We start from the raw sequence: 22,486 nt of genomic DNA on the forward strand, positions 1-22,486 counted from the left end.
ATCAGTAGAACAGTTAGAAGAATTATTAAATAAATTGCTAAACGAAGGAGGTCTTATTATTAAATGGGAGCGCAAAGTTAAAAATAAAGGTAATGCTGTTTATTCGATTTAGCTGCACAACAGCTTAGTAGAAGTCGAGGATCTTAACCCAGAAAATTTGAACCTATTGAACTTAATTATTATGCAAAGAAGAAATCGCCATAGTTCTAATAATAATAGCGAAACCTTTACAATTTGGACATCCTTTACAGATTTAATGTCTAACGCATTTATGATTATTACCTTATTATTAGTATTTGTGGTAGCTCAAAAAAAACCACCACCACCACCAGGGATAGTTTGTGAACCGAAAATTATTAACCTTCCTTCTGAACAATATAGTTTTGACTCAGGGAGTGCAGTTTTACCAAATAACTTAAAAAGTGATATTTTGCAAGGTAACAAACCAGGGAAAATATTAAAATTAATTGAAGAAACCCTTTCTCAACAAGAACAATGTAATAATGAAACTGAGGTACTAGAAATTATAGGCCATACCGATGATCAACCAGTAAATTTTCTCAACTGTAATAACCCTAATAATCCAACATTAAAACCTTTAGATAATCACCTAGAAAATGTTGCCACAGGTAATCAAAATATTAACACCTTATGTCCTCGTTCTAATGCTGATTTAGGTTTAATGCGAGCATTATCAGTAGTCAAAGAACTGCAAAAAGCGCAAAATCAAACTAGATTATCTCGATTTAAAAAAGTCCAATTTAGAGCATATTCAGCAGCACAATTATTTTTACCAGAAAATCAAGGATTTGCTAAAAAAAATATGAGAAAAGATCCAGCAACCAGAGGTAAACGCAGAAGAATAGAAATCAGATTTGCACAATTGGGAGAGTACGTTACACCAGATGAAAATTGATAAAAATTGAAAATAAAAGCAGTTAAGCTGTTGTGCAAATTTAAATATCTTTTAAATATCTTTTAAATATCTGCTATTAACTGACTTAAATAATCATCCATGATAGCTGGTAATTCTTTGGGTGAATAGGTATAAGTGAGAGATAAAAATGTAATTGCTGTGTTGATAACTTGCTTTCTATTTACTATAGTTGATAGTTGAGAACGAGTATATTTACCGTTCATTATTTCTAAACTAGCATCTGCGATCGCATCTTCTATAACTGATTCTTCTATTAAATTTTCCCATTCATCTTCATTGATGTAATAGGATTTTTTGTTTTCTTTGAGATTGATTTCTTGAATTTCTCTAATTGAATTACGAATAGAGGCCATCCAAGAATTTGTTAATCTTTTTTCTATTTGATTTTTAATTATATGAATGAGTAGTATTTTTAAGAATGATTTAATTTGTCTGATTATTGCTTTTTTACTCATTCCTTCTAATTCATCTACAATTGCTAAAGCTTCTGTATAATTTCCTTGTAAAATACTGTTTCTGAGGTCTATTAATTCTTGGGTCATTTTTAGTAGCCTCCGGTTTATTTTCTATATTGAGAATAACATAAATTCATACTATTACCGCTATTTTAAACTTTTATCTGTGTTTATCTGAGTTTATCTGCGTTAAATTATAGTGATAAAATTTCGCACAACTGGGAGAGTACGTCACACCAGATGGAAATTGATAGAAATTGAAAATAAAAGAAGTTCTCATATATTTTACCATGGCTTTTGTATTCTTCCTTTGCGTCTTTGCGTCTTTGCGTGAGATATCAAAAACTGACTACTCACTGGTATGATAATTAATCTGCAAACAAACACCCATTAACAAAACCATGACAAAAAACTACCGTATCACCCTACTTCCCGGAGATGGTATTGGACCAGAAATAATGGCCGTAGCAGTGGACGTGCTAAAAGTCGTCGCTAAACGCTTTGATTTGAACTTTGATTTTCAAACCGCCCTCATCGGTGGTGCAGCGATAGATGAAACCGGTGAACCTCTACCATCTGCAACATTAGAAACTTGTCGCAGCAGTGATTCAGTATTGCTCGCTGCTATCGGTGGTTATAAATGGGACACTTTACCCTCTGATAAACGTCCTGAAGCGGGTTTATTAGGATTAAGAGCAGGTTTAGAACTTTTTGCCAATTTACGACCTGCTAAAATATTACCCCAACTTATAGACGCATCCACCTTGAAACGGGAAGTAGTCGAAGGTGTAGATATTATGGTAGTGCGGGAACTCACAGGCGGGATTTACTTCGGTAAACCTAAAGGTATTTTTGCTACAGAAACCGGAGAAAGACGTGGTGTAAATACGATGGTTTACAGCGAATCGGAAATAGAGAGAATTGGTAAAGTTGCCTTTGAAACTGCCCAAAAACGCGGCGGAAAACTTTGTTCTGTGGATAAAGCCAATGTATTAGATGTATCTCAACTTTGGCGAGAGAAAATGACTAAGCTGGCTTCAGAATATCCAAATGTTGAACTATCTCATTTATATGTAGATAACGCTGCCATGCAATTAGTCCGCGCCCCCAAACAATTTGATACTATTGTTACTGGTAACTTGTTCGGTGATATTCTTTCCGATGCTGCGGCCATGTTAACTGGTAGTATTGGGATGTTACCTTCTGCTAGTTTGGGAGCTTCTGGACCTGGTGTATATGAACCCGTTCACGGTTCAGCCCCCGATATTGCGGGACAAGATAAAGCCAACCCCTTAGCACAGGTTTTAAGTGCAGCCATGATGTTACGGTATGATTTAGATCAACCAGCAGCAGCGGATTTAATAGAAAATGCAGTGTTACAAGTTTTACAACAAGGCGATCGCACAGGAGATATTATGTCCCCAGGAATGAATCTTTTAGGTTGTCGCGCAATGGGTGAAGCTTTAATCAAGATTCTGGAAACAAAATAGTTTGATTGTACTAAAAGAAAATTTTAGCGTTTTTTGCTAAAAGTTTCAGATACACTAGAAGCAAATCTATCAATAACATAACAACTAATAGTGTACGCTTCACGACAAGGACAGGGAAATTTCACCACCCCAGCAAACCAAACCCCTTTGGTAGATCCCACCGTGATCAAAGCCGCTGGGCAAATTTACTATACCTACTGTGAGGTACATCCTGAAATTGTGGGGCAAGCTTCAGGAGTAGCAATTAGTCGCGTCACTCATCGGGGTAAAGTAATTTTTACTCAGCAACCCATTCTCTTACCACAGGAATGTTTTATACCCTTACAACAAATTGAATCGTATATGTATTAGGTGACTGGTGACTGGTGACTGGTGACTGGTGACTGGTGACTGGGAAGAATAACTAATGACTAATGACAACTGACAATATGGAAACATTGATTTTCGTCCCTGCTAGTATCATTGTCTTCGCTTTGGGGGCTGCTATTGGTAGCTTTATCAATGTTGTAGTTTATCGCCTACCTGCGGGATTATCCTTACTTTGGCCGCCTTCTCGCTGTCCTAAATGCTTAAACCAATTAAAAGCTTATGATAACGTACCTGTGTTTGGTTGGTTGTGGTTAAAAGGAAGATGTCGTTATTGTCACACCAAAATTTCTCCCCGTTATCCTGTAGTAGAGGCGATAACAGGAATTATATTTTTAATAGTATTTTGGGTATTTCAATTTTCAGCCTTAACAATTGGTTATTGGGCTTTTTGCAGTTGGTTATTAGCTCTATCTCTTATAGACTGGGATACAATGATTTTACCCGGTCAACTTACCAAGTCGGGATTGGTATTGGGCTTAGTTTTTCAAATGGGTTTAGGTTTTTTAACAGAAAATAGCTGGGTGGGTGGGATCAAACAGCTAATGTTTGGAATAGGTGGTACAGTCTTGGGCTTATGGCTGTTTGATAGCATCTCAATTTTAGGTTATCTAGCCTATGGAAAACCCGTCATGGGTGCAGGTGATGGGAAACTAGCAGCGATGATGGGCGCTTGGTTAGGTTGGAAGCATCTGCTAATAGCTAGTTTTATGGCCTGTTTTTTGGGAGTATTAATAGGTGGAGGTGCAATTATGGTCTCACGCCATCAAATGGGACAAAGAATGCCTTTTGGTCCTTTCTTAGCTTTGGGGGCGGTAATTGCTGTTTTTGGTGGTGAAGCTATTTTGTCTTCTTACCTACAGTTTGTGCTACCACCATCTTGAAATATATCAGTTAAGTAGGTAGGCGTTAAAAATTGTCGTGATGACAAGGCAGGAGGTAAGCTGTTGTGCATTTAATTTGTATAAGTGGAACAGGCATCTTGCCTGTTAAACAAGAGTTCAGAATATTAGGATTATACAATTTAGCTGTGTAACAGCTTAGGAGGCAGAAGGGAACATCCCAAATTTGTAAATTTATTTTTATCTAACGTAAAAATGCTCCAAAAACCTAATATGATTGAACCGCAAAGAACGCAAAGGACACAAAGGTAAGAGATTTTCAGAGAGTTTTTGGTTTTAGTGCGGTTCTTTTTTCAAAATTGGGATGCTCCCACACAGAAGGCAGGAGGGAAAAGGTTTTTATCAATTTTACATTTTGTTAAATACCCTGGTTTTTTCGTGCCGACTTACTTATAGCAGGAGTCAGTACGAAGGCAAGAGGCAAGAGTTTATTCTTACCAATTACTTGTTCCCAGTCACCAATCACCAATCACCTATTATCATCAAATTCAAACTTTAAAATCACTTTTCTTTAATATTAGATTTAAATGTTTTTTATTCTCATCCTCAGCAACCTACACCCTCCATGACTGTAACCACATGACTGTAACCACATGACTGTAACCAGCATTACTTCATTGGATCTTTATATTTTGGTAAGATTAACCTGTGAATTGTATTACAGTCCAATAATACTTTTAGCAGTTGGCAAATACAACTAATTTCATAAATGCTGATGGCTTACCATTGAATAATAAAAATAATGTATTGGGAGGAAGATTCATTTTCATGGGGGTTTTGTATTTTCACACCTTTGCCGATACGTTGATATAATTAAGTCCCCTGACACTTTGGGAAAAAAGTTGTATTGGCAGCAGGATTTTTATTAAGCTATCAACCAAAAAATACAAAATCAAGTCGAAAATTAGTTACAAGCGTAATTTGGTGATTTAGTCAAGCTAAGAAAAATCATCAGGAGTCAGGAGTCAGGAGTCAGGAGTCAGGAGTCAGAGTGCTTATAAAATCAGAAATAGAGAGAAGCAAGATTTTAGCAAAATTATCAAAGCTGACGCTATAAGGCGTTATTATTCTGACTTCTGTAGTCTATCTTCTGAATACTTACCTCAAATCCACAATTCACAATACCCGCTCCAGCAGTGGGTGAGGTCAATCTAAAATCCCAAATCTAAAATCCCAAATCCCAAATCCCAAATCCCAATATTGATTGACCTGTTTTGAATCTCATACCTACTTAAATAAGATAAAAATGGCAAACAACGAAGAATCACGCGGTTTAAAGTCTCTATTTGATTGGTTTGCAAATCGTCGTAAATCAGGATCTCCCCATTTAGAAAAACAAGAACGGGAAATAGCCGATGGTTTATGGCACAAATGCGCGAAATGTGGTGTTTTGGCTTATGCTAAAGACTTGAAAGCTAATCAAATGGTTTGTGCAGAATGCGGTCATCATAACCGAGTCGATAGTGATGAGCGTATCCGTCAGTTAATTGATGCAAATACTTGGAAACCCATAGATGAAAATTTGCGTCCCACTGATCCTTTAGGATTCCGCGATCGCAAACCCTACAGCGATCGCATCCGGGAAACTCAAGAAAAAGTCGGTTTAATAGACGCAGTAAAAACCGGTTTAGGTCAAATTAACGGTTTACCCATCGCTTTAGGAGTCATGGACTTCCGCTTTATGGGTGGTAGCATGGGTTCTGTTGTCGGTGAAAAACTCACCCGCTTAATAGAACAAGCTACCCAACGCCGCTATCCTGTAGTTATCGTTTGTACCTCTGGTGGTGCGAGAATGCAGGAAGGAATGCTGTCCTTAATGCAAATGGCGAAAATTTCCGCTGCACTACAACGTCATCAAGATGCTCGTTTATTATACATTCCCGTCCTGACAAACCCCACCACCGGCGGCGTTACCGCTAGTTTTGCTATGTTGGGTGATATCATCATCGCCGAACCCAAAGCCACCATCGGTTTTGCTGGCAGACGAGTTATTGAACAAACCCTGCGGGAAAAACTACCCGAAGACTTCCAAACCGCTGAAGACTTACTCAAACATGGTTTTGTAGATGAAATTGTTCCCCGCACTCAGTTAAAAAATACCTTGGCACAGTTAATATCTTTACACCAACCCATGCCCACCGCACCTAACATGGTTTTGTGGGAAACCATGACATTAACTTCTACAGGGGTAGAGTAGGTGATTGGTGATTGGTGATTGGTGATTGGTGATTGGGTTCTTAATCTTCCCCTGCTTCCCCTGCTTCCCCTGCTTCCCCTGCTTCCCCATCTCTACTGTCACCTGTCACCTGTCACCTGTTCCCTCACAAACACAAGCGGGATCAATGCTGCTAGTCTGCAAATGCTAGAAAGGGCAAATAAACCTAATAAACCGCCAAAATGGGGAGATTGGGCGATAAAACCGCCGATAGTTGTCCCTAAAGCACCAGTGACACCGGCAATAGCAGCAGTGATCGCAAAATAAATAGATTGATTTCTTAATGGTGTAACACCAATCTGCAAATTATTACTACATAAATCCACCGCCGCCCCAGTACCACCGATAAAAATATGTAATAGTGGTAGCCACAACCAAATATCTAAATTTCTGTCACCAATTCCAAACCAAAATAAAGGCGTAACTGCAACAATTATCCCCACAAATATCAAAATCAGACGATTTCCTAATTTATCTGCTAACCTACCCCACAAAACCACCATTAGCAAACTTGCCCCCGCTTGCAAACTGCTGTAAACCGTCACCCAACCCACATCTATATTTAAAGTTTCCAGCAGATAAAGATTTACAAAAGGGGCGCAAAGATTAAAAGCCAACATCCATAAACTGAAATACAGTAAAAATATCCAAAAATGGGAATTTTTATCATTTTCCTTATTGTAGGGTAGGGGTAATTCATGAATTACCCCTACTGATTCATGAATTACCTCTACTTTGTCTTTATTTTGCGTAAGTCCTATATAAGTATTTTGTAATTGGGGATTAACATCAATTTGAAAATACTGACAACCTAAACTAACTAACCCAAATAAAATCCCCACCAACAAAACCACCCCATAACCTTGAAGAGTTCCCCCAAACCAATGAGAAACAGCAAAACCCGCTAAAGGAACACATAACAAATTAGTTAAACTGGCCGCACTATTACGTATTCCAAAATATCTACCCCGCAACCTGCGAGGAACAATAATTGCTAACCAACTCATCCAAGATGCACATCCCAAACCCCCAACAAGATGACTAAAAAAGACAATTACCAGCGTTAATATCACCAACTGCTGAGAATTGATCAATCCCCAACTCTTACAGATAATACCTATTACTAACAACAGCCAAAATAGGCGAGAAATTCCATAAACCAGCGCCGAATATCGAAACCTGCTAGTAGTGCGCTCTGAAAGATAAGCACCCAAAGGTTGAATGAGATTTACTAGCATGGGAATTGAAGAAAGCATCCCAAAAATTACCGGACTAGCATCTAATTCTACCAAAAAATTACTAAGTAAAATTCCCCCAGTAGTAATAGAAAAAATGGTTGCAAAAATAGCATCATAAGTAGAAGCTTGTAAACTAGTACGAATCGCATTTTTAGGAAAACGAGAGCTAGATTGAGATTCAGAAGATAAGACGGTGTTTAATGAATCAATCTGAGGAATTTCCAGATTTAAAGATGCAGATATTTCAACTTTAACCGAGTCCATAAACTAGCGTCTAGCGGTGACGAAATGAGTAAAATTTCCGATCATGATAATTGTTTGTTATTCTATCTACCATTTCTCAACAAAAATTTAGACTGCTTAAAGATCAGTCTTGAGTTACGGGAGTATCCCAAATGTGTAAATTCATTTTTGTCTATGGAAATAATCTGCCCCCCAAAGCTTAATATGATTGAACCGCAAAGGGCGCAAAGGACACAAAGGTAAGAGAGTTTAAGAGATTTTTTAGTGTTGCTGCGGTCATTTTTTATTTCATTGGGATGCTCCCGGAGTTACAGCATTTATAAATGAGAAAATAAAATGAGAAAATAAAAAGTTTTATCTGTCTTATCTGTCCATGAACAAATACAAATGGTTAAAATTCTGTATATTAATTATCACAGCGGCTATCATTGTGATCAGTTGTCACCAATTACCACCCAGTAAATCAGCAGTTACTATTAAACTCAGTGGTTGGGGTGGTTCACCTGTAGAACAAAAACTTTTAAAACAAGTATTGCAAGATTTTGAAATCAAACATCCCCAAATTAAAGTTAAATATGAATTAATTTCTGATCAATATATGGATGTAATTAAAACTCGCTTCATTGGGGATGCTGCACCAGATGTATTTTATTTAGATGCTGTAGAAGCTCCATTTTTAATAAGTAAAAATGTTTTAGAACCTCTCAATAATTACATCACAGATAAATTTGATTTACAAGATTTCGATCAAAATTTATTAGAAATCTTTAAAGAGCATAACTATATTTATGGAATACCTAAAGATTATTCTACCTTAGCTTTATTTTATAACAAACAATCCTTTAAAAATGCAGGTTTAAATAAACCGCCAACTACTTGGGATGAATTATTAAATTACTCTCAAAAATTAACAGGTAAACTTAATAGATACGGGTTTGGACAAAGTCCAGCAATATCACGTCATGTTTACAAAATTAAAGCTTTTGGGGGAAATTTAATTGATGAAAATGGTAATGCTACCTTTGCTAGTGAAAAAGCTTTAAAAGGTTTACAATTAGTGATAGATCAATATCGAAAATATCAAACATCAGCCTTACCATCAGATGTTGGTGCGAGTTCAGGTACAGATATGTTTGGACAAGGTAAAGTGGCAATGGTAATTGAGGGAAATTGGGCTATTCCTTATCTGCAAGAAACCTTTCCCCAATTAGATTTTGCTACCGCAGAAGTCCCCAAAATTAATAATCAAAAAGGCACAATGGTTTATACAGTTGCTTATGTCATGAATAAACAAACAAAACATAAAAAAGCAGCTTGGGAATTAATTTCTTATTTGACAGGTAAAGAAGGAATGGAAAAATGGACAGGAACAGGTTTTGCTTTACCAACTCGTAAATCTGTAGCCGAGAAATTAGGTTATGATCAAGATGATTTAAGGTCTGCATTAGTAGCAGGTCTTGATGATGCTATACCTTGGCAACTTGGGAAATATCCAGCAGTAATTGTGAATAATTTTGAGAATCAATTTTTAAGTGCTTTATTGGGCGAACAATCTTTAAAACAGGCAATGTTAAAGGCGCAGAATAATGCTAATCAGCAGATGAAAATGATGGAGTAGAAATTGGATTAAAGGGGATCTGGGTATGACGTTTTTTAAGTTTGATTTACTTAATTGAGTTATCTTTATTTTTAGGGAGCATCCCAATTTTGAAAAAATCAACTCAGCAATACCAAAAACTGTCTTAAACCCTCTTAACTTTGTGTCCTTTGCGTTCTTTGCGGTTCATTCATATTAGGACTTTGTAGCAATTCAAAGATTCCCAAAAAATCAAATTACACATTTGGGATGCTCCCTATTGTTGTTGCACTTGCAGGAAAATATCAATTATCATATAATGATTGAATTATACATAGGACTTACGCAAGATGTGACTGAAAACCTTATTCTTGCGTAGGGGTAATTCATGAATTACTCCTACTTTCGTTTCCTTTTGCGTAAGTCCTGATACACATCAAATAAAACCAAATATTTATAATCCAGCGATATGACATCATCCACCCCAGAAAGTTTATCAAAATTCGTGCAATTCTGCCAACAACATATCACCGGACAGGAACGCAAAGAAGCGCAAACATTTCTTGATCGCTTTTTTCGTGCTTTTGGTCATGAAGGAGCATTAGAAGTTGGTGCAACTTACGAAGAAGCTATTAAAAAAAGTAGTAAAACTGGTAAAACCGGATTCGCTGATTTAGTTTGGAAACCCCGCGTTTTAATTGAAATGAAAAAGCGGGGAGAAGACTTAAATAAACATTATTCCCAAGCATTTGATTATTGGACAAGGTTAGTACCAAATCGACCGAAATATGTAATTTTATGTAATTTCGATGAATTTTGGATTTTTGACTTTGATATTCAACTAGATACACCTGTAGATAAAATATCCCTGGAGCAACTACCAGAACGGGCTGGAGCATTGGCATTTATGGAAATAGGGCAAAAAACCCCTGTATTCCAAAATAACCAAGTAGAAGTCACAGAACGCGCCGCCAAACGCATGGGAGAATTATTATTAGAATTAGAAAAAAGAGGAATTGAAAAATTAACAGCACAGCGTTTTATTTTGCAATGTGTGTTAGCCATGTTTGCAGAAGATAGACAACTTTTACCCCGTGATATGTTCATTTCTTGTGTGCAAGATTGCATGAAAGGGGCGAGTTATTATGATGTTTTAGGTGGTTTATTTCGGGAAATGAATCAACCAGGAATTACACCCGCAGGACGTTATCAAGGTGTAGATTATTTTAATGGTGGTTTATTTTCGGTGATTCATCCCATAGAATTAACTAGGGAAGAATTAAATTTTTTAGATGTATCAGCGCGAGAAAATTGGAGTAAAGTTCGTCCTGCTATTTTTGGGAATTTATTTGAAGGAACGGTAGATAAAAAAGAACGTCATGCAAGAGGGATTCATTATACCTCAGAAGCGGATATTATGAAAATTGTCCGTCCCACAATTAGCCGTTTTTGGGAAGAGAGAATAGAAGCAGCAAATACAGTTAAGGAACTTTCTACACTGCAAATAGAATTACAAAGTTATCGAGTTTTAGACCCTGCTTGCGGTTCGGGTAATTTTCTGTATTTAGCGTATCAGGAATTAAAAAGAATTGAAATATTATTGTTAGATAAAATTGCTAACCTGCGAAAATCAAAAGATAAACAAATGCAGATGGGTTTGGTGACACCTTTACAATTTTATGGGATGGATACAAATCCTTTTGCGGTAGAGTTAGCGCGGGTGACTTTGATGATAGCGCGGAAAATTGCCATTGATAATTTACAGTTAACTGAACCTGCGTTACCTTTGGATAGTTTAGATAATAATATTGTTTGTCAAGATGCTTTATTTAATGAATGGGTAAAAGCAGATGCAATCATAGGAAACCCGCCTTTTTTGGGTGGTAAACATATTAGAATTACATTAAATGATGAATATGTAGACAGAATTTTTCAAACTTTCCCAAATGTGAAAGATTCAGTTGATTTTTGTGCTTATTGGTTTAGATTAGCTCATGATAAAATTAATGAAAATGGTAGAGTTGGGTTAGTTGCGACTAATTCTATTAGTCAAGGTAAAAGCAGAATTGCGGCTTTAGATTATATTACTCAAAATGGCGGTTATATACATGAAGCTGTTTCTACTCAACCTTGGTCTGGTGCTGCAAAAGTTCATGTTAGTATTGTGAATTGGTGTAAGCAACAACCAGAAAAATATTATTTAGATGATCAGATAGTATCACAAATCAATTCTTCTTTGAAATCTAGTATTGATGTTTCTCAAGCTGTTAGATTAAAGGCAAATTTGAATAAATGTTTTCAAGGTGTAATTCCTAACGGTAAAGGATTTCTGGTTAGTGAACAGCAAGCAGAAGAATGGATAAGGAATGATTCAAAAAATCAAGAAGTGATAAAATTATTTTCAATGGGTGCAAATTTAGCAAAAAATCCTCATGGTAAACCTGAAAGATGGATTATTGATTTTAATGATATGAGTATTGAAGATGCTAGTGATTATCAATTACCTTTTGAACAAGTAAAGAAAAATATACCATTAGAACGCCAAAATAATCGTAATGAAAACCTTAAAATCAATTGGTGGAAATATGAAGGAAAAAGAATAGAAATGAGAAAAGCTATTTCATCACTATCATTTTATTTTGCTGTTCCAGAAGTATCAAAATGGGCAATTTTTATTCCTTGTCCTCCTGAATGGCTACCAGGTAATAAAACTAAAGCTGTAGCATCAGATGATTTTTATATATTTGGTATTCTCTCATCTAATGTACATCGTGAATGGATGCACGCTCAAAAATCAACATTAAAAGCAGATATAGCATATACTCATAACACCTGTTTTGAAACCTTTCCATTTCCACAAACAGTAGATATTAAAATAGTAGAAAAAATCCGCGCCAAAGCCGAAGAACTGCATCAATATCGCACCCAACAAATGGAAACAAAACAATGGGGAATCACCACACTATATAATAAATTCTTCAACGAACCAAGCAGCCAACTTTATAAACTACATCAACAATTAGACAAACTGGTAATGGCAGCTTATAAAATTCAACCAGAAGAAGACATATTAGAAAAACTGCTAACATTGAATTTAGAACTAGCAGAAAAAGAAAAACAGGGAATAGAAATAATAGGACCTTGGCCACCAAAATAAAATCTCCCTTCTTTCCTTCTTCTCTTCTTCTCTTCTTCTCTTCTTCGTGTCTACCCTGCGGGAACAGCTTCGCTGAACGTGGTTCATTAATAAAAAAATCCCTCGTTCCCAGGTTCTACCTGGGAATGCAGTGTAGAAGGCTCTACTTTCTGCTATTGTGAAAATACACTGAACAAAATATTGAATAGGAGGTAGAACCTCCCAGAAAGCATTCCCAGTCAGAGACTGGAAGGTAACGAGGTAACGAGATTAAAGTCTGTTGTCTTTTTAGACTATTATGTAGCCATAGTGAGGAAATATGACGACTCAGGTTGTACTAGGAAATATTAATCCTTCCGTATTAGAAAAATTACAGGTTTTAGCGCAACGCCATAACCGCACTTTAGAAGATGAAGTCAAGGCAATTTTAGAAAATTTTGTAGAGGATAAATTAGTCACTCAAGAATCTGAACAAGCACAAGCATGGGCAAAAATAGATGCTGCACGTCAGCGTCATTTCGGTAAAACTTTTAGTGATAGTGTTGAACTTTTGCGTGAGGATAGAAACCGTTGATTAAATTTGTAGTAGATGCAAATGTGGGTATTAAATGGGTGCTACCAGAAATCCATTCACAAGCAGCATTACGTTTAAATAAGCCAAATTATCAATTATTAGTTCCTGATTTCTTTTTTCCAGAAATTACAAATATTTTATGGAAGCGTGTACGTCGGGGAGAAATGACTTTAGATGAAGCTCAAAATGATTTGGAATCACTTTTAGAATTACCTTTGCAAATTTGCTTATCTTCTCCTTTAATGCCAATGGCTTTAGAAATTGCCGTCAGAGTTCAACAGGCAGTTTATGATTGTGTATATCTAGCTTTGGCAGTGAATAATGACTGTCAAATGGTAACTGCTGATGAAAGATTTTATAATGCGTTAGCTAACGATAAGCTATTTAGTTATTTGTGTTGGATAGAAGATTTACCATGAAAATATATATAATCTATTTATATGTTGCAAATCAACAGACAAACCCGCAACCAACCCAAGAAGATTAACGAAAACCTAGCAGGTTATCTTTTCATGCTACCTGCTATTTTCATATTACTTACTTTTGTTATCCTCCCCATCCTCTACGCTGTCTTTCTTTCCCTCAACAAAGTACAACTTTTAGGCGGTATTGAATATCAATTTATTGGTTTGAGAAATTTCACCCATTTGGTAGAAGACGAACAATTAAAAATTGCTCTCAAAAATACAGTCGAATATGTGGCAATTGTTGTCCCTTGTCAAACAATTTTAGCTTTAATTCTCGCAGTTACTTTAAATTCTGGTATTCGTGGTAAAAACTGGTGGCGAATCCTCTATTTTTTGCCCACAGTTACATCATCAGCGGTGTTAACACTCATCTTTATGTGGATTTATAATACCGATGGTTTACTAAATGATTTTCTGGCATTTTTTGGATTACCTAATTATAATTGGTTAGGAGATCCCAAAGTGGCGTTAAAAGGCATTATGATCATGAATATTTGGTCAACTGCGCCCTTTTATATGGTGATTTATTTAGCAGCTTTACAGGATATTCCTCAAACCCTTTATGAAGCAGCAGATTTAGATGGTGCAAATGGATGGGATCAGTTTATTAATATTACTATTCCTTTATTGCAACCTGTGACTTTGTTTGTGGTAGCTGTAGGCATAATTGGCACTTTTCAATTATTTGATCAATCTTATATTTTTTCCGGTGGCACTGGTGGACCCAATAATGCTACTTTGACGGTGGTATTATTAATTTATCAAGCTGTATTTAGAAATTTACAATTGGGATATGCTGCTGCTGTGGCTTTTTTACTTGCAACTTTAATCGTTTCTGTAACGGTGATCCAAAGGCGAATATTTGGAGGTGAAAAAATGTGAATCAAGTTGTGAATCAAGTTTCTCGTTTTTCTTGGTTGAATTTCCTGTTATATCTGTTGTTAATAATTTATGGTTTTATCACCATTATTCCCTTTCTTTGGGCGCTTTCTGCATCCTTTAAACCTCTTTCAGAAATTATTAGCGGTGAGCTAAATTTTATTCCTCACAATTTTACTTTTAAGAACTATCAGCAAATTTTTCTCCAAGAACCACTATTTTGGCGGTGGTTATTTAACAGTGTAATAATTGCTGTTAGCGTTACGTTTTTCAATTTAATTTTAAATTCAATGGCTGGTTATGCTTTAGCTAGATTGACATTTGCTGGTAAACGCTTTTGGTTATTCTTAATAATCGCAGTTTTAGCAGTACCCACACAAATTACTCTCATTCCCACATTTTTGATTTTAAAAGCATTGGGTTGGCTTAATTCTTATCAAGGTATGATTGTACCGACTATGGTAAATGCTACCTTCATTTTTATGATGCGGCAGTTTTTTGTTAATTTTCCTAAAGAATTAGAAGAAGCAGCCCAACTAGATGGTTTAAGCACTTGGGAGATTTTCCGAGATATTGTTTTACCCCTAGCAAAACCAGCACTAGCAGCACAGGCGGTTTTTGTGTTTATGGGTAGTTGGAATAATTTTATACTACCTCTGGTAATTTTATTTGACCCGGAAATGTTTACCTTACCTCTGGGTTTGAATAGCTTTAAAGGTCAATATATCAGCTATTGGAATTACATTATGGCTGCTTCTATGGTGTTTACTTTACCAGCTTTAGGAATTTATGCTTTTTTCAATCGCTACTTTATTCAAGGTGTGACTTTTACTGGTGGCAAAGGTTAACTTTGCAAATTGTAAATTTTTAGATAAAGATTTGTATCAATTGTGAGCATCTGTCAGCATCTTTCCTATTTCTAATTCCCTGGGATTAACAAACTCAGGATCAGCACCTAATGGTAAACTGATTCATGCTGATGTTAATGATAGCGAGAATATTTTACCAAAATCATCCTGATAGCTTTTAGCCACAGGATCAGGGGTGTTGTAGTTCTCCCCGTCGGGGTGATACCCGGCAAACTTTTAGCATCAGATAGCATCAGATCAATATCTGTGCTTTTTGAAACTATTGGTGTCTTAGCTGTGTTGAGCATTACAAACTTGAAGGGGAAATATGTTTAAAAGACTGATAAGCGTTGTTGTTGCTGCTGTTGTATTGAGTTTTCAATTATTCATCGGTAGTGCAACAGCTTTGGAACTAGATCAAGCTACCAGAACTGTCAAATTGAACGAACAGGGTGATACTGTTGTCATTAGCATACCGCAACTGGCAATAGGTAAAAAATTATTTAATGACACCTGCGCTCAATGTCATGCTGGTGGTGTAACCAAGACTAATCAAAACGTAGGATTAGAACCAGAAGCTTTAGCTCTAGCTACACCCAGACGTGACAATATTGAAGGGCTGGTTGACTACATGAAGAATCCTACCACCTACGATGGTGAAATCGAGATTTCTGAAATTCATCCTAGTATCAAGAGCGCCGATATCTTTACAGAAATGAGAAACTTGACAGACGATGATTTGACAGCGATCGCCGGTCATATTCTCATCCAGCCAAAAATCGTTGGTATTAGATGGGGTGGTGGTAAGATCCATTACTAAACATCTGCTCATTGGCCTTCTTACTTTCTAAAAGTATGGGCAATTTTGCCCTTACTGTAGAAAAATCTCACTTCCTAGTCCTGATACCTGAGTGCATTCAAGCATTACTGTTATCTTGGTTGACTTATACCTACTGCTTATACTTGACTTTGCTCTCTGGCAGCAGGATTGGGAACTTTGTATTTTAAGCTGCATTTTCCTATTAATAACCGCTAATTATTAAAAAAAAAAATTTTATCTATGACAGGTTGTCATATTTGGTGTTAAATGTAGTTAACATAAGAAAAGAAAAATAAAACTATATCTCAGGAGAAAGCCATGAAATTAATAGCAGCAAGTTGGAGACGCTTGACTTTAGCCGTTTTAACTGTACTGTTAGTTGTTAGCAGCTTTGCTGTTTTCACTCCCACAGCATCTGCTGAAACCTACACCGTCAAATTGGGTACTGACAAAGGATTGTTGCAATTTCAGCCTAAAGCATTGACAATTAAGCGTGGTGATACAATTGAATGGCTTAACAACAAACTTGCTCCCCATAACGTTGTGTTTGATGCTACTAAAAACCCTGCAAAGGATAAAGCTTTAGCTGAATCTTTATCTCACACTAAATTACTGTTGAATCCTGGACAGAAAGTGACAACAACTTTTCCGGCAGATGCGCCATCTGGTGATTACCTTTTCTACTGCACTCCCCACCGTGGTGCTGGTATGGCTGGTAAAATCACTGTTGAAGGCTAACAATCTCGCTCATTTAACACCAGATGATTTTTTTTTCTCATCAGGTGGTACAAACTAATCAATAGGAGCGGTAACGAGTTTGATCCCTGGGAAAGAATAAAGGGATGAGCTAGTTACCGCTAATTTTATTTGGTTAAATAAATTTAATCAAATAAATTTCGTATTATAATATACAAGTTATTCCATCACTGAAGATGCCACAATCTCTTGGATTTATTAGTGATATCAATCCAAAATCCAAAATCTAAAATCTAAAATCCAAAATCAGAGATGTGCTTGTTGCGAGGAAAATCTCTTGAGAATACCTTTATTAATTTTACTGTTGGCGATCGCCCTCTTATTTAACTTTCAATTCATTGATCCCGCCTTAGCCGCAGAAGCATCTACAGGCAGCGCCATTTTTAGTAATCACTGTGCTTCTTGCCATATAGGAGGCGCTAATATCCTAGTTGAGCATAAAACTTTACAAAAATCAGCACTATCAAAATATTTAGAAAATTATGATACCGAACCTATTCAAACCATTATCCATCAAATTCAGAACGGTAAAAGTGCCATGCCCGCCTTCAAGAGCAAATTAAGCGAGCAGGAAATTCTAGAAGTGGCCGCTTATGTTTTCCAGAAAGCGGAAACAGGCTGGTAGTATCATCTTTTTTTGAACACTTGTTATGAAGAAAGCAGGGAGTAGGTAAAAATTAATTCTTGATTCTGACTCCTAACTCCTGACTCCTGTAGGGGCGTTCGCGAAGCGTGCTGGAAGCATCAGCATTCGGGCGATAAATTATCAATTTTGATCACAATTTTCTTGTACGGGCGAAGCATTCGGGCGATAAATTATCAATTTTGATCACAGGTTATTTTCCGAATGCTTCGCCCCTACGACTGATGAATTCTTAATTTTCTTGATTTGAGTTTTGTCTTGTTTCCTTGATTTGACGTAACTGTTGAATCAACTTTTGAGCAGATTCAGTAGATAAAGCAGGTTTATCATCACTAACTACAGATGTTGGTGATGAATTAGGAATAACAACAGCTTGATTATTAGACTGATTTTTGTCTATTTGTGGATCAGGTACTGTTTGATTCTCTGGACTTGGTGAGGGCTTTAACTGTTCAATCTTTTGGGGAATTTTCCTATCGCCATTATTTGTAAATCTGAGTTGGAAAGGATAAGAACTAATGCGTTGCTCACCTTTAGGTGGATTAGCGTTGAAAAATTCCCTAGTTTTGGATTGTAGTTCAGGAGATACTGATCCATCTTGAAACTTGATATCTAAGACCTTACCATCAGGAGCTACAACCAATCGACCCAAAACAGTACCTTCCATACCGGGTTGATTTGTCGAGATAGTTTCACGGATAACTGCTTGTTCCTTAACATTGGGGTATGCTTCCCGAATCGTTGTTCTCAGGGTGTTATAAGAGTCGAGCTTGGCCAGTAACTGTTCCCGTTTCTGACCTTGAGAATCAAACTCGCTTCCAGTTGTTACTTGGGTTTGTTGCTGAGTGGAAGTTGCTGAAGATGGGGTCACGATTGCTGCTGCCCGTAATTGATCTTGACCTTGTAGAGATGGTTCAGCAGCAAGATCAGAAGCAGAATTAGCAGCAATTTGAACTGGGTTATCTCCTAACTGAATTTTTTGTGGTTCAGTAACACCCTGTGGTGTTGCCGTAGAGCCAATATCAATAGCATCAGGAGATGGGTTAATTAGCGGTTCACTAGGTAATTTATTATCTGCCTCAACTTGTGGCAAACGGTTGATATTCAGTGCTTGGGTTTCTTTAATTTTGGCATCTATATCATCCACAAAAGGAGAGGATGAAGGAGAGAATGTATTTCTGCTGATGCGGAAATTAGAAACTTGAGTTCTAAAATCGTTTCTAGCAAATCTTTGGATAGGCTGCCTTTTGGGCAAGTAAGAAAGATTATAGTTGGCCGATGATGTAGGGATCGGTGGCAGTACCGACTGGCTAGGTAAAGGAGCTTGGATAGCTGGTTCTACAGGTGGGATCATAGCTTTTTCCTCACCAAAGTTAATTAAAGGAATTCCCGGTTGTTGTGGCAGTTGGGGTTGTAAAGCCACCTGGGATGGTGCTGTTTGAGGCAATCGGTTTTGATCAGCCGAACTCAATTCCATTAATCCGACTGCTTTTGTAGAATCAGCTGCTGTGGATTGACCAGAATCAACAGGCATTAATGGCACAATCAAGGCAATAGCACCGTGAATACCAAGAGAGGCTATAGCTGCTATTCCAGTCGGTTGGCTGAATATTTCTGGTATATTTTTCAGGATGGATGCGTAAGACATAGCTGTTATCGTTCACTCGGCTCGGTTGCAATTTACTAGTCGAATCAGGCAGAAGGCTGTAACAGTTATAACACCAGAGAAAATCAGCTTTTTTTCATTGCTAGATACAGCCATTTCTGCCATGCTTTACTAGGGATTTTATCTTTTAAATTATATTGCCATTTTTAGAGATTGGATTCTCTCACTAACAAATAATAACTTCCTATTTTGGCATTGAAAACAGGAACATTCAAGCCAAAGCAGGTAACAGGTTTTTGCTACTCGTGAGTCGGTTCTATTAAAGTTCAATTACCAGATGCTTCCGTAGCAGACAGTTGAGAGAATTTAGCGGTGGGTACTTCTTCCACTTCTGGTAACTTTTCTAAAGCCAAGGCTGTAGACTGACTAGCACCAGATAAACGTTTTAACAGATTTGGTCGGGAATCATACAACAGGTAGATAATGCGATCGCCTATTTCCCAACTTTGATTAACTGACATTACCTGTAGGCGCTCTTCCCTTTCCATCAATAGCGGTACTAACACCCCAGTCCTAATCTTTTCCTGTATATGCTCCTGCTGACTGGAAAACTCAGCCTCATTCAAAGTAGTTGTTCCCAATTTTACCCGGCCATTACTTAAATATTCATTCCAGGTTTTCACAGGTAAGTCAGAGACAAAAGCTTGATTCACTCTGCTATTGCTGCTGTTCACCGAGCCAGAAGCTTGGGGATCACGGGGAAATACTGCTAAAACACGGGGTGGATTAAACTCCTCTGCTGCCCGTTGTGCTAACACAAAATTCACTTCCCCGTTATTAGTCATTGCCAAAAAAGTACCCCTTGAAGCAATGCCAGCTTCTTCCAATACTTCTGCATCTAGCGCACTACTAGCAATCACGCGCAGATTTTGAGCTTCAGCTTGAGCAAAATATTGGGAGTCAGTGTCAATAATGATCACACTTTCTCCTCGTTCCTGGAAGAACCTGGCAATCAATAAACTCAAAGGATTACAACCCACTATCACTGCCCCAGTCGCATCTTTAGAAGTGATGCGTAACCATTTCACCAGCCACCCAGCTGTTAACCCTTGACAAAAAACAGTCATGATAATTGTCAAGAACACCAAAGCTTTAATCGCATCACCACCATTAACACCGCGTTGTGTCAGGGAAATTGCAAATAAAGATGCCACAGAAGCAGAAACTATGCCTCTGGGCGCAACCCAACTTAAAAACAATTTCTGTCGCCAATTCAGATTACTGTTCCAAGTACACAATAAAATGTTGATCGGGCGCACCACGAACATCAATACCAAAACAGTAAATAAACTACCCCAACCCAAGGCCAACACACTGGCAATAGATAAATCAGCGGCTAGGAGAATAAACAGTACAGAAACACTGAGAATTGTTAGCTGATTTTTAAAGCTGCGTAACAGGCGTTCTTCAGGCACTGATGAGTTAGCAAATACCGCACCGGCTACAACTGTAGTCATAATTCCTGACTCACTGCGAATAGTTTGCGCTAAGGTAAACAAACCCCACAGTCCTGCCAACACCATCAGGTTTTTCAGTTCAAAAGAGAGAAAATTGGCGCGTTTGAAAATCCAACTCATCAAAAAACCACCAACACCGCCAATCATTGCGCCTACACTTAAACGCAAGATTAAACCCATAATGGCTTTAATAGGGTCAGGATCACCATTCAAAATAGTATCTAGAACCACGTAGGCTAAAATAGCTCCCACCGGGTCAATTAAAACCCCTTCCCCTTCCAGCAGCGTTGCCACTTGTCGGTCTACGTTGATTTGTTTGATCAGTGGACCAATGACTGTAGGACCTGTGACAACGACTATGGAAGCATAGAGAAAAGCTATATTCCAGGGAAATTCTCCTAGCCAGTGCGCCGCCATACTGCCACCAAGCAGTGTGATCAAAGTTCCCAAGGTGACCAGCAGTTGCAAACTGACGGAAACCCTGCCCATCTCCCGCAGATCCAATTTCAGTCCGCCTTCAAACAAAATAATTGCCGTCGCTAGGGAAACAATTACTTCTAGTCCTGTTCCTAGCAGATGGGGATGTAATAGTCCAATGCCATCAGCACCCAAGAGAATGCCTAACAAAAGTAATAAGACGATGCTGGGCAGCTTAAAATATGCAGCCATCACTTGGGCGCTGATACCTGCAAGAACTGTGAACACCATCTGTAGGGTGATTTGAAAAGATGCTTCCATGTTGTAGATTTTGAGGAATTAATTTCAAAATCCGTTAATTAACCTTTGTCGAGAATCATCAATATTAACATTAACTTTACAGGTACAACTGCACATCCATCTTTAAAACAATAGGATATTTTTTCATGCTTAGTTGTCCATATTACATCTTTTTTCAGGATTTGGCGACCGTAATCAATAGGCTGTTGGCTGCAGGAGGCAGGAGAGTGTCAAAATTTTATATTTTTGTACTTGCTTTGGTTTTTTCGTGCCGACTGACTTACCTGATGAAATGGGATATCTGCAAGCCAATAACACGATAACAAGTTTTTGGGCAGGTTGTTGCGTTCTTGAGGGGAGGGATGAAAAACGATTCCAGCGGCTCCTGCCTTCTCCACTCCTCGATTTCCATGAATTTTAGATGCCGAAAAAAAATTTTAGAAAAAGGTGTTGACATCCTCTGGGAAATAGAGTAGATTATTGAAAGTGAAGTCCGATGCCCCCATCGTCTAGAGGCCTAGGACACCTCCCTTTCACGGAGGTAACGGGGATTCGAATTCCCCTGGGGGTACTAAAACATAAAACATCAAAAAGTAGGGAAAAAATTTTATTTAGCGGATGCTGAATTAAGGTCAAAATATTACAAGAAAAGGGTTTTAGCCTTTTAAATTTTCAAAAAGTGCAAAGTTTATTGAGGGTTTGCTGAATAAACTGAAAATCACGGTGAATAAAGAGTTTGAGGGTGATCACAAAGAAAATAGGTGCAAGGTTTTGAAAACTATGAGTAGGAAAACCTTGCACTTTGTTGGTTTTTACCTCGTTTCCAAATACAAAAAACTCCTTGATATCCTTGAACTCCTGACTCCTTGATAGCGACTTGTACTGAGCCTGTCCTGAGCGGTGTCGAAGTAAGCGTGGCGTTAGCCATTCTCCTTAATCTTCACGGAAAGACTTTTTCAGCATCCCCTACTTAACTGCTATATAAAACCTAGACAAAACTAGACTTTACTTTCTACTTCAACGGGAGCATGGGAGCAGTTATCCCTCAGTAGACTTTCACGCCTTAGCCAGACGCGATTGTGTTCCAATTAAGTTTCTGAA

General features: G+C 37.6%; 18 protein-coding genes and 1 tRNA gene. 15 read left to right on the forward strand and 4 right to left on the reverse strand.

What is annotated here, in order from left to right:
- Positions 1–166: 166 nt before the first annotated feature.
- On the forward strand, positions 167–916 hold the full coding sequence (locus FFR48_RS12475) for a flagellar motor protein (RefSeq protein ID WP_236104063.1): 750 nt from the start codon (positions 167–169) through the stop codon (positions 914–916).
- A 62-nt stretch (positions 917–978) separates the two neighbouring features.
- Here the strand turns inward: FFR48_RS12475 and FFR48_RS12480 are convergent, their stop codons facing one another.
- Positions 979–1,479: a hypothetical protein gene (locus FFR48_RS12480; protein ID WP_096568325.1), complete on the reverse strand. Its 501-nt coding sequence runs from the start codon at positions 1,477–1,479 to the stop codon at positions 979–981.
- Between the two features lie 314 nt (positions 1,480–1,793).
- Here FFR48_RS12480 and leuB point away from each other — a divergent pair, with 314 nt between their 5' ends.
- The 4 genes from leuB (at position 1,794) to accD (ending at position 6,347) form a co-directional block, all read left to right on the forward strand.
- Positions 1,794–2,882, forward strand: coding sequence for a 3-isopropylmalate dehydrogenase (gene leuB, locus FFR48_RS12485; protein ID WP_137667587.1), 1,089 nt, complete (start codon positions 1,794–1,796; stop codon positions 2,880–2,882).
- Between the two features lie 90 nt (positions 2,883–2,972).
- Positions 2,973–3,233, forward strand: a complete 261-nt coding sequence (locus tag FFR48_RS12490; protein ID WP_096568332.1) for a hypothetical protein — start codon at positions 2,973–2,975, stop codon at positions 3,231–3,233.
- Between the two features lie 77 nt (positions 3,234–3,310).
- Positions 3,311–4,132, forward strand: a complete 822-nt coding sequence (locus FFR48_RS12495; protein WP_096568334.1) for a prepilin peptidase — start codon at positions 3,311–3,313, stop codon at positions 4,130–4,132.
- 1,264 nt (positions 4,133–5,396) lie between these two features.
- The gene (gene accD / locus FFR48_RS12500) at positions 5,397–6,347 is read left to right on the forward strand and encodes an acetyl-CoA carboxylase, carboxyltransferase subunit beta (protein WP_096568337.1); all 951 of its coding nucleotides are present in this window, start codon (positions 5,397–5,399) and stop codon (positions 6,345–6,347) included.
- Between the two features lie 98 nt (positions 6,348–6,445).
- Here accD and FFR48_RS12505 read toward each other — a convergent pair whose 3' ends face one another.
- Positions 6,446–7,867 carry an MFS transporter gene (locus FFR48_RS12505; RefSeq protein WP_137667588.1) on the reverse strand — a complete coding sequence of 474 codons (1,422 nt, stop codon included), beginning with the start codon at positions 7,865–7,867 and terminating at the stop codon, positions 6,446–6,448.
- Between the two features lie 352 nt (positions 7,868–8,219).
- Between FFR48_RS12505 and FFR48_RS12510 the strand changes: the two genes are divergently transcribed.
- From FFR48_RS12510 to petJ, 9 genes are all read left to right on the forward strand, one after another.
- Positions 8,220–9,464 (forward strand): ABC transporter substrate-binding protein, encoded by a 1,245-nt coding sequence (locus FFR48_RS12510; protein WP_137667589.1) that lies wholly within the window; start codon positions 8,220–8,222, stop codon positions 9,462–9,464.
- A 427-nt stretch (positions 9,465–9,891) separates the two neighbouring features.
- On the forward strand, positions 9,892–12,579 hold the full coding sequence (locus FFR48_RS12515; protein WP_137667590.1) for a DNA methyltransferase: 2,688 nt from the start codon (positions 9,892–9,894) through the stop codon (positions 12,577–12,579).
- Between the two features lie 298 nt (positions 12,580–12,877).
- Entirely contained in the window at positions 12,878–13,132 is a 255-nt protein-coding gene (locus FFR48_RS12520) for a FitA-like ribbon-helix-helix domain-containing protein (protein ID WP_137667591.1), read from the forward strand.
- Positions 13,129–13,551 carry a type II toxin-antitoxin system VapC family toxin gene (locus FFR48_RS12525; protein WP_137667592.1) on the forward strand — a complete coding sequence of 141 codons (423 nt, stop codon included), beginning with the start codon at positions 13,129–13,131 and terminating at the stop codon, positions 13,549–13,551. Before FFR48_RS12520 ends, FFR48_RS12525 begins: the two co-directional genes overlap by 4 nt.
- Before the next feature lie 21 nt (positions 13,552–13,572).
- Positions 13,573–14,481, forward strand: a complete 909-nt coding sequence (locus tag FFR48_RS12530) for a carbohydrate ABC transporter permease (RefSeq protein WP_137667593.1) — start codon at positions 13,573–13,575, stop codon at positions 14,479–14,481.
- Positions 14,482–14,489: 8 nt separating this feature from the next.
- Positions 14,490–15,326, forward strand: coding sequence for a carbohydrate ABC transporter permease (locus FFR48_RS12535; RefSeq protein WP_137667598.1), 837 nt, complete (start codon positions 14,490–14,492; stop codon positions 15,324–15,326).
- A 328-nt stretch (positions 15,327–15,654) separates the two neighbouring features.
- Positions 15,655–16,146, forward strand: a complete 492-nt coding sequence (gene psbV / locus FFR48_RS12540; RefSeq protein ID WP_096568354.1) for a photosystem II cytochrome c-550 — start codon at positions 15,655–15,657, stop codon at positions 16,144–16,146.
- Between the two features lie 318 nt (positions 16,147–16,464).
- Entirely contained in the window at positions 16,465–16,884 is a 420-nt protein-coding gene (gene petE / locus FFR48_RS12545) for a plastocyanin (RefSeq protein WP_137667594.1), read from the forward strand.
- 295 nt (positions 16,885–17,179) lie between these two features.
- On the forward strand, positions 17,180–17,527 hold the full coding sequence (gene petJ / locus FFR48_RS12550) for a cytochrome c6 PetJ (protein WP_096568360.1): 348 nt from the start codon (positions 17,180–17,182) through the stop codon (positions 17,525–17,527).
- 250 nt (positions 17,528–17,777) lie between these two features.
- On the opposite strand, the gene FFR48_RS12555 is transcribed toward petJ, so the two are convergent.
- Together FFR48_RS12555 and FFR48_RS12560 are read right to left on the reverse strand one after the other, a co-directional pair.
- Complete coding sequence (locus FFR48_RS12555; protein ID WP_137667595.1) at positions 17,778–19,193, reverse strand: hypothetical protein; 1,416 nt, start codon at positions 19,191–19,193, stop codon at positions 17,778–17,780.
- 284 nt (positions 19,194–19,477) lie between these two features.
- Complete coding sequence (locus FFR48_RS12560; protein WP_137667596.1) at positions 19,478–21,406, reverse strand: cation:proton antiporter; 1,929 nt, start codon at positions 21,404–21,406, stop codon at positions 19,478–19,480.
- Between the two features lie 477 nt (positions 21,407–21,883).
- Here FFR48_RS12560 and FFR48_RS12565 point away from each other — a divergent pair.
- Positions 21,884–21,956, forward strand: a tRNA-Glu gene (locus FFR48_RS12565).
- Positions 21,957–22,486 lie beyond the last annotated feature (530 nt).

This window comes from Sphaerospermopsis reniformis (genome assembly GCF_005402885.1).
Classification (GTDB): Bacteria; Cyanobacteriota; Cyanobacteriia; order Cyanobacteriales; family Nostocaceae; genus Sphaerospermopsis; species Sphaerospermopsis kisseleviana.

Coding starts and splice junctions, on each gene's coding strand:
- leuB (WP_137667587.1), top strand. CDS start 1,794: ATGACAAAAAACTACCGTATCACCCTACTTCCCGGAGATGGTATTGGA.
- FFR48_RS12505 (WP_137667588.1), bottom strand. CDS start 7,867: ATGGACTCGGTTAAAGTTGAAATATCTGCATCTTTAAATCTGGAAATT.
- petE (WP_137667594.1), top strand. CDS start 16,465: ATGAAATTAATAGCAGCAAGTTGGAGACGCTTGACTTTAGCCGTTTTA.
- FFR48_RS12555 (WP_137667595.1), bottom strand. CDS start 19,193: ATGTCTTACGCATCCATCCTGAAAAATATACCAGAAATATTCAGCCAA.
- FFR48_RS12480 (WP_096568325.1), bottom strand. CDS start 1,479: ATGACCCAAGAATTAATAGACCTCAGAAACAGTATTTTACAAGGAAAT.
- FFR48_RS12530 (WP_137667593.1), top strand. CDS start 13,573: ATGTTGCAAATCAACAGACAAACCCGCAACCAACCCAAGAAGATTAAC.
- psbV (WP_096568354.1), top strand. CDS start 15,655: ATGTTTAAAAGACTGATAAGCGTTGTTGTTGCTGCTGTTGTATTGAGT.
- accD (WP_096568337.1), top strand. CDS start 5,397: ATGGCAAACAACGAAGAATCACGCGGTTTAAAGTCTCTATTTGATTGG.
- FFR48_RS12520 (WP_137667591.1), top strand. CDS start 12,878: ATGACGACTCAGGTTGTACTAGGAAATATTAATCCTTCCGTATTAGAA.
- FFR48_RS12515 (WP_137667590.1), top strand. CDS start 9,892: ATGACATCATCCACCCCAGAAAGTTTATCAAAATTCGTGCAATTCTGC.
- FFR48_RS12495 (WP_096568334.1), top strand. CDS start 3,311: ATGGAAACATTGATTTTCGTCCCTGCTAGTATCATTGTCTTCGCTTTG.
- FFR48_RS12510 (WP_137667589.1), top strand. CDS start 8,220: ATGAACAAATACAAATGGTTAAAATTCTGTATATTAATTATCACAGCG.
- FFR48_RS12560 (WP_137667596.1), bottom strand. CDS start 21,406: ATGGAAGCATCTTTTCAAATCACCCTACAGATGGTGTTCACAGTTCTT.